Raw genomic sequence first — 7,434 nt, 5'->3', positions numbered from 1 at the left:
TCCTCTCCCCCCCGTTTGAGGGGTTACATTCTTTGTGTGTTAGCTTCTTTGACCCCCTCTCCCCCACCCTCCCCCCCCCCCCCCCCTCTCTCCCCCCCCCCCCCCCCCCACCACCGGAGTACAGATGTCTAACTCCGCAGGCCGGCGGCCACGGCACGGGTCAGCGAGGCGCTCTCGTCGTCGCCGTCCAGCGACCACATCATGGCTCCGCCGAGGCCCTTGTTCTTGATGTAGTTGGTCTTCTGCCGCAGTTGCTCCGGATCGTCGTAGGTCCAGAACGTGGTGCCGTCGTAGAGATAGGTGTGCCCGGCCCGCTGGTCGCGGTGCACGGTGTAGCCCTGCTCCGGCAGGTTCTTCAGCGTCTTGTAGTCCTCTGTGCCGTTCGCGAAGACGCCGGGCGCCGGGCCGGTGGCGGCGCCGAACAGGCCGTCGGTCACCCCGGTCCAGCCCTGCCCGTAATACGGCAGGCCGAGCACCAGCTGCTTGCGCGGGGCGCCGCGGTCCAGCCACGCGTCGACTGTGGTGGCGATGGAGAAGTCCGGGTCGTCGGGGGCTCCGGCCGGCACCCGCAGCGCCGACTGCTGGTTGGCCCTGGCTTCCCAAGATCCGTGGAAGTCGTAGCCCTGCACGGTGCCGAAGTCCAGGTGCCGGAAGATCGACTTCACCTCGAAGCCAGCGTCGATCTTGGCGGGTGCGGCCGGCAGGAACGCGGTCAGCTCGTAGCGGTGGTGCCGGGCGCGGCCGAGCCGGTCCAGCGACTCACGGAACTCGAACAGCAGGCGGGTGAAGTTGTGCTTGTCCTCGGGCCGGATCACGTTGCCGGCGTTGCCCTCCGAACCGGGCCACTCCCAGTCGAGGTCGATGCCGTCGAAGATGCCGGCCGCGGCGCCCGGCTCGACGCCCGGCAGGTTGCCCTTGAGCCACAGATCCACGCAGGAGTCGACGAGCTTCTGCCGGGCGGCCGCGTCGACCGAGGCGTCGGAGAACCATTTGGACAGCGTCCAGCCGCCCAGCGAGATCTGCACCCGCAGGCCCGGGTTGGCCTTCTTGAGCTCGGCGAGCTGGTTGAGGTTGCCGGCCACCGGCTGCCCGGCCTCGTCCGCGACGCCGTCCACGCTGGTCTCGGCCGGGAACGGGATCTGCCAGTCGGCCCAGGGGTCGGCCGAGGCGCACACGCCGCCCTCGGTCACGTCGCTGAACGCGTAGTTGATGTGGGTCAGCTTGGCGGCCGCGCCCGAGGTCTGCAGCTTGCTGACCGGGAACTGGCGACCGTAGATGCCCCACTGGGTGAAGTATCCGACCTTGACATACGGCGCGCGGCCGCTTGCCTGGACCGGGGCGGCTATGACCATCGTCGACGCCAGGACGGTGGCGCCCACGGCGATGAGACGGCGGAGCGGACTACGCATGAGCACTCCAACAGTGAAGAAACTTTCCTGTTGGAGGAAGCTATGCGGCCTATCGACCGCGGTCAAGCCCTGGTTACCGCAGGTGCGCGGTCTCGTTCACCGAACGCACCGCCACGCCGCCGTCCGGCCACACATCCATGGTGGACACCCCGGCCGCGTCCAGGAACAGCCGATGCAGAAACCCGTCCCCCGCGTCGAGCGCGTCCCGCAGGATCAACTTCAGTGGCGACACATGAGAAACCACCACCACAACCCCCGATGGGTACGCCCGCAGCACGGTCCCGATCGCCTTCCGCGCCCGATCCGCCACTTGGTCGAACGACTCCCCACCGGGCGGCGCGACGGCCGGCGAGTCCAGCCACGCGTCCATCTCCCGCGGCCACCGCTCGCGCACCTCGGCGAAGGTCAGCCCCTCCCAGTCGCCGAAGTCGCACTCGATCAGGTCGTCCAGCACGGTCACGTCGGCGCCGCCGGACTCGGCCGCGATGATCTCCGCGGTGCGCGTACAGCGGGACAGGGGTGAGGTGACCACCGCCGTGACGTCCCGTGCCAGCCCGGCCACCCGCCCGCCGGCGGCCATCGCTTGGGCCTCGCCCTCGTCGGAGAGCGGGATGTCGCCGCGGCCGGAGTAACGGCCCTGCTTGGTGTAGGCGGTCTCGCCGTGCCGCACCAGGATCAGCCGGGTGGCGTCGTCCAGTGAGGCGCGCGGCTCCCATGACTGCTTCGGCTTGGGCTTGGCGGGCAGCGCCGGCTCGGGCTCGATCACGTCCCGCACCGGCTTGCCGGCCGCCTCGTCCATCGCCCGGTTGGCCAGCGCGTCCGCCGCCTTGTTCCGCTCCCGCGGGATCCAGTCCCAGGTCACCTGCGCGATGCGGCCGGCCAGGGCGGCGGCCTCGGCGGCGAGCGGACGCAGACCGGGATTCTTGATCTGCCAGCGGCCGGACATCTGCTCGATCACCAGCTTGGAGTCCATCCGCACGTCGACCTGGTCGGCGCCGAGCTCCACCGCGGCACGCAGGCCGGCGATCAGGCCGGAGTACTCGGCCACGTTGTTCGTGGTGACGCCGAGGGACTCGTACCGTTCGAGCAGGACCTCGCCGGTCGCGGCCTCGCGCACCACCGCGCCGTAACCCGCCGGTCCGGGATTGCCCCGGGACCCGCCGTCGGCTTCGACGACAACCCTCACAGGCCCGATTCCTGGGTGCGGATCATGATCCGGCGGCACTCCTCGCAGCGGACCACCTCGTCGGCCGGCGCGGACTTCACCCGGTTCAGGTCGGCGCCGTACAGCTCGATCCGGCACCCGCCGCAGCGGCCCGAGCGCACCAGCGCCGCGCCCAGCCCGGTGTCCGCGCGGATCTTGTCGTAGAGCGTGATCAGCTCACCGGGCAGGTCGGCGACCAGCGGGCCGCGGGCGGAGGACTTGAACTCCTCCTCCTTGGTGATGTCCGCGTTCGCCGCGTCGCGCCGGGCCTCGGCCGCCGCACGCCGGTCGTTCGCCTCGGACAGCTTGGCGATCACGCCGTTCAGCGTCTGCTCCGCGGACTCGCGCTGCTCCATCAGCTCCAGCTCGGCGTCCTCCAGCTCGCCCTGCCGCCGGTTGAGCGTGGCCATCTCGTGCTGCAGGCCCTCGATCTCGCGCAGCGCGCCGCCCGCGTCCAGCCGCTTCTGGTCGCGGTCCTTACGGGTGCGCACCTGCTCGATGTCCTTCTCGAAGCGGGCGATGTCGCGGTCCAGGTCGTCCACCGCCACCTGCGCCCGCACCCGCTCGTCCTCGAGCGCGGAGATCTCCCGCGCCACGGCCTCGAGCTCGGCCAGTTCGGGCAGCGACCTGCGCCGGTGCGCGAGCTGGGCCAGGGCGGTGTCGACGGCCTGCAGGTCGAGCAGGCGACGCTGAGCTTCGGGGGCGGCCTTCACGGTCGGGACTCCTTCACGGGGCTATCAGCATGCACAGTCCAGGGGTCCGTGTCCACATCGGACACGGTCACTTCGATCGGGAAGCGCGACCGGAGCCAGCCGGCGACCTCGTCCAGCCACGGCCGCTCGCTGGCCCAGTGCGCGACGTCGATCAGGGCGGGGCCGCCGTCCGCCAGGTGCTCGCCGGCCGGATGATGACGAAGATCGGCACACAGGTACGCGTCCACGCCGGCTCGCGTGGCGTCGCCGAGGAACGAGTCGCCGGCGCCGCCACAGACGGCGAGCGTACTGATGATCTGTTTTTCCTCCCCGGCGGCGCGCACTCCCGCCGCGGTCGCGGGCAGCCGGGCGGCCACGAACGCGACCAGGTCGCGCAGCGACATCGGGTCGCGCAGCTCACCGATGCGGCCGATGCCTCGGCCGTCCTCGCCGACCGGCACCAGCGGTCGAGTCTTCCGCAGGTCGAGCCGAGCCGCGAGAGCGTCCGAAACGCCGGGATTGGCCACATCGGCATTGGTGTGCGCGACATAGAGCGCCACCCCGGCCTTGATCAGCCGATGCACGATCCGGCCCTTGTACGTGTCCGGCGCCAGCGTCGAGACGCCCTTGAGCAGCAGCGGGTGGTGCGCCACGATCAGCGTCGCGCCGGACTCCACGGCCTGCTCGGCGGTCTCCGGGACGCAGTCGACGACGCACAGCGCACGTGCCACCGGGGTCTCGAACTCGCCCAGCACCAGACCGACGCGGTCCCACTGCTCGGCGTGGTCCCGCGGGTACCGCTCATCGAGCGCGGCGACGACCTCGCTGACCTTTACTGTCACGGCCGCCAACTCTATAGGTTCAGGACAGGGCTCCCGGCTCCAGTCGGCTGTTCGCGATCACCGGGTTGCTCACCGCCTGCAACGCTCGGCGCCACGGGAACTGCGAGCGGAAGCGGTCGGTCTGCCCGGGCTTGCCGAGACGGCAGACCTCGTCGCCGTAGAGCACGCTCACACCCCAGTCGCGGAGCTTGGCGAGACTGTCGTGCAGCGCGGGGTGCCGGGCCATCACGTTGTTCGTGTAGGGCACCACCGCGGTCGGAATGTCGTATCCGTAGCCCTCGATGAGCAGGCCGAGCACCAGGGTGTCGGTGATGCCGCAGGCCCACTTGTTGACGGTGTTGACCGTCGCGGGGGCCACGATCATCGCGTCGGCGGGCGGCAGCATGTCCGGATCGCCGGGATTCTTGTAGTGCGTCCGCACCGGGTGGCCGGTCTGGATCTGGAGTGCGGGAACGTCGACGAACTTGCGCCCGTCCGGGGTGGTGATCACGCACACCTCCCAGCCGTCGCGTTGGGCGAGTTCGACGAGGACGCCGACGTCGCGGGCCATCGGCGAGCCGCACACCAGGATGTACAGCACGCCGGGTGAGGGGTTGTTCATCACGCGGGGACCAACCTCATACGCCGACTCCCATCTGTTCGGCCAGCTCCGCGATCGGCGCCGGCGGCGTGCCCCGAGTACGTCGGAGCACGTCGGAGAGGACCTCATGGGCGAGCGGCCGGCATCGGATCTCCGATGGCGCGAGCCGGTCTCCATCGAGCAACATCTCGCTCGCTTTCTCCACATCGCCGATCTGCGCGTAGCCGCGGGCGATGTCGAGGTAGTAGTGGGCGCGGCGCTCCGGGAGCATGGCCTGGAAGCCGTCGAAGTCGATCCGCTCGAACAACTCCACCGCGGTGCGCCCGTCGCCCAGCTCGACCGCCGCCGCCGCCCGATGTAACTGCACGTTGGTCGGCCCGAAGCTGGTCCAGTAGTGGTTGTAGTCGCCGCCCAGCGCGTTGGCCGCCTGCTCGGCCCCGCTGACCAGGTCGCGCACGGTCGCGCTGTCGCCGATCCGGGCCGCCGCCATGGCGCCGTTGAGCAGCAACATGCCGTAGACCGAGATCTGCTCCGGGTTGTTCGGCTGGAAACCGGGGGCCAGCCGGTTCGCGATGTTGACGTTGACTTCCAGCGACGGGCGGGCCCGGCCGAGAGCGAGCAGGGCACTGCCCACTCGGTAGCTCGCGATGCCGGCCAGCAGCTGGTCGCCGGCCCGCTGGGAGACCGCGATCGACCGGTCCGCGGCCAGCCAGGACAGTTCGTGCTCGCCGACCTTGCGTAACGCCGAAGAGGCGATCTGATAGACCTGCCCGAGCAGGTGCGCCGCGTCGCGGGCCTCGTCGCCGCTGGCGTGCGCGCTGTCCGCCGCCTGGGCGTCGCGCAGCAGTTTGGGCAGGGTGCGGGCCAGGACGCCGTATTTGGCATGCTGATAGGTCAGCCAGGCGTGACTGACCGCCTTGCGCATCTCGTGCAGCGGAGGGCTGTGCGGCGCGGGCTGGAAGAACGCGCTCATCTGGTCGTAACGCTCCAGCGCCGCGCGGATCTCCTCGACCTCGACCTGGTCGATGCAGTTCTGCGTCTCCGGCCGCCGCTCGACGTCCTTGCCCAGCAGCAGCTGAACGTCGACCTGCAACACGTCCGCGATCTCGTAGACCACGGAGAACTTGTCGAGCCGGCGGACGCCTCTTTCCACCTTGTCGACCCAGCTCTTCGACTTGCCCAGCCGATCCGCGAAGACCTGCTGGGACATCTTCCGGCGCCCGCGCCAATAGGCGACGCGACGACCGATCGGCAGCTCGTCCACGGGTGCCTCCCCCACTCACCCGGCGACCCCACCGAGTGAGCTTCCTTTGTGTCACCTGCAGTGTGGACCACACCAGACCGCACTGGTCGCACAGCTTGTGTGATCGTCCGCCCGGCGACGCTCGTATTTTGGCATGCATGTTGCGATAAGTGGATCTGACCGAAGCAACGACGCGTGTTGCGCTAGGACACGGCATTCCCGACTGATATAGCGCCGGATCGTCGGTTTCCAACTGCGCAGAGGAACGACCTTCGACCGTTCGGACCAGCAGCGTTCCTCGATCGGCTGCGGCCGCGGCGGTCCGCGCCCCACGCCCGGCCGGCGCCGCCCGAAGCCCGCCCAACCGGCACCCGTTCCGCCCTCGGCCGGCCGGGCCACCCGATCATGCGATGCCATCAGGCGAAGAGGTAGCGATGCCCTCCGGCGAACAAGCTGCGATGCCCTCCGACGAAGAGGTTGCGATGCCCTCCGGCGAAGAGGTCCTGGGAGGACGACACGACGACTGAAGCCGCCCGGGTGGCGCACTGATGGCGGGACCGTCCACACAAGGTGCTGCCGCCCACCGGCCTGAGGGTGGTGGTGAAGCCGATGCTCGCCGAGGCTCTGAGCCCCCGACCCACCGCCGCTTTCCGAGTCGCCGCGCCCCGGCAGAAGTCCACATCGCGCAGAGCGGCTTGACACCCGCGCAATCCGGATCAACCCCAAGATCGGATACGCCGAAGCCCTCCCGGCCGCCGAATCGTTGTTGCAGGTAGCGGTCGGTATGCGGGCATGGGCGGGGGCACACATGTCAGGTGGCAGGGTAATGGGGCAAATCACGCGGGTCGAGTCACCCGAACGGGTGAATGCCTGTTTCCGCTGGGCAGGGACCAGACCATCCGGTTCCCGCCCGGGCGGGTCGCGCCCCACGGGCACCCGCCCAGCAGGCACCCACCGCCCAGTCCGAAGCACCTGACGCCACGCTCCACTCCCCCAGAACACAGAGCACGATCCCGCGCCCCGCTCCTCCGAAAGCGACCGCGGCCCTCCGCGCTGCCCCACAACACGCGGCCGCCGAGCCTTTGCTCTGCTTCCTCTGAGGAAGCAGCCCACGACGGCATACTCGGCTCTCCCGAGGCAGCCCGCGGTGGCCTGTTCCGCTGCCTTGGAGAACGCGTGGCCTGGCCATGGCTCTGCTTCCTCTAAGGAACGGGCCTTCAGCGACCTGACCGCTTCCCTGGGGAAGCGCGGCCAGGACCTTGCTCAGCTTCCCTTGAGGAAGCACGGCCAAGACCCCGCTCTGCTTCCCCTGAGGAAGCACGGCCAAGACCCCGCTCTGCTTCCCTTGAGGAAGCACGGCCAAGACCCTGCTCTGCTTCCCCTGAGGAAGCACGGCCAAGACCCCGCTCTGCTTCCCTTGAGGAAGCACGGCCAAGACCCTGCTCTGCTTCCCCTGAGGAAGCA

6 protein-coding genes are annotated in these 7,434 nt (G+C 69.7%); all 6 read right to left on the bottom strand.

What is annotated here, in order from left to right; all coding sequences use genetic code 11:
* Nucleotides 1-128: 128 nt before the first annotated feature.
* Nucleotides 129-1,409, bottom strand: coding sequence for a glycoside hydrolase family 18 protein (locus tag ACZ6TI_RS39835; protein WP_465350450.1), 1,281 nt, complete (start codon nt 1,407-1,409; stop codon nt 129-131).
* Nucleotides 1,410-1,482: 73 nt separating this feature from the next.
* The gene (locus tag ACZ6TI_RS39830; protein WP_465350598.1) at nt 1,483-2,604 is read right to left on the bottom strand and encodes a bifunctional RNase H/acid phosphatase; all 1,122 of its coding nucleotides are present in this window, start codon (nt 2,602-2,604) and stop codon (nt 1,483-1,485) included.
* Nucleotides 2,592-3,326, bottom strand: a complete 735-nt coding sequence (locus tag ACZ6TI_RS39825; RefSeq protein ID WP_465350449.1) for a zinc ribbon domain-containing protein — start codon at nt 3,324-3,326, stop codon at nt 2,592-2,594. The genes ACZ6TI_RS39830 and ACZ6TI_RS39825 overlap by 13 nt, the downstream gene beginning before the upstream one ends.
* A complete protein-coding gene (locus ACZ6TI_RS39820; protein ID WP_465350448.1) occupies nt 3,323-4,156 on the bottom strand; it encodes a Nif3-like dinuclear metal center hexameric protein in 834 nt (277 codons plus the stop codon). Before ACZ6TI_RS39820 ends, ACZ6TI_RS39825 begins: the two co-directional genes overlap by 4 nt.
* A gap of 10 nt (nt 4,157-4,166) precedes the next feature.
* Complete coding sequence (locus ACZ6TI_RS39815) at nt 4,167-4,748, bottom strand: flavoprotein (protein ID WP_465350597.1); 582 nt, start codon at nt 4,746-4,748, stop codon at nt 4,167-4,169.
* A 16-nt stretch (nt 4,749-4,764) separates the two neighbouring features.
* Nucleotides 4,765-5,991, bottom strand: coding sequence for a helix-turn-helix domain-containing protein (locus ACZ6TI_RS39810; RefSeq protein ID WP_465350447.1), 1,227 nt, complete (start codon nt 5,989-5,991; stop codon nt 4,765-4,767).
* Between the last annotated feature and the right edge of the window lie 1,443 nt (nt 5,992-7,434).

The sequence above is a fragment of the Actinoplanes sp. NPDC051388 genome, assembly GCF_055586225.1.
Note: the sequence above shows the minus strand (reverse complement) of the source record. Positions and strands in the feature narration are given on the sequence as shown.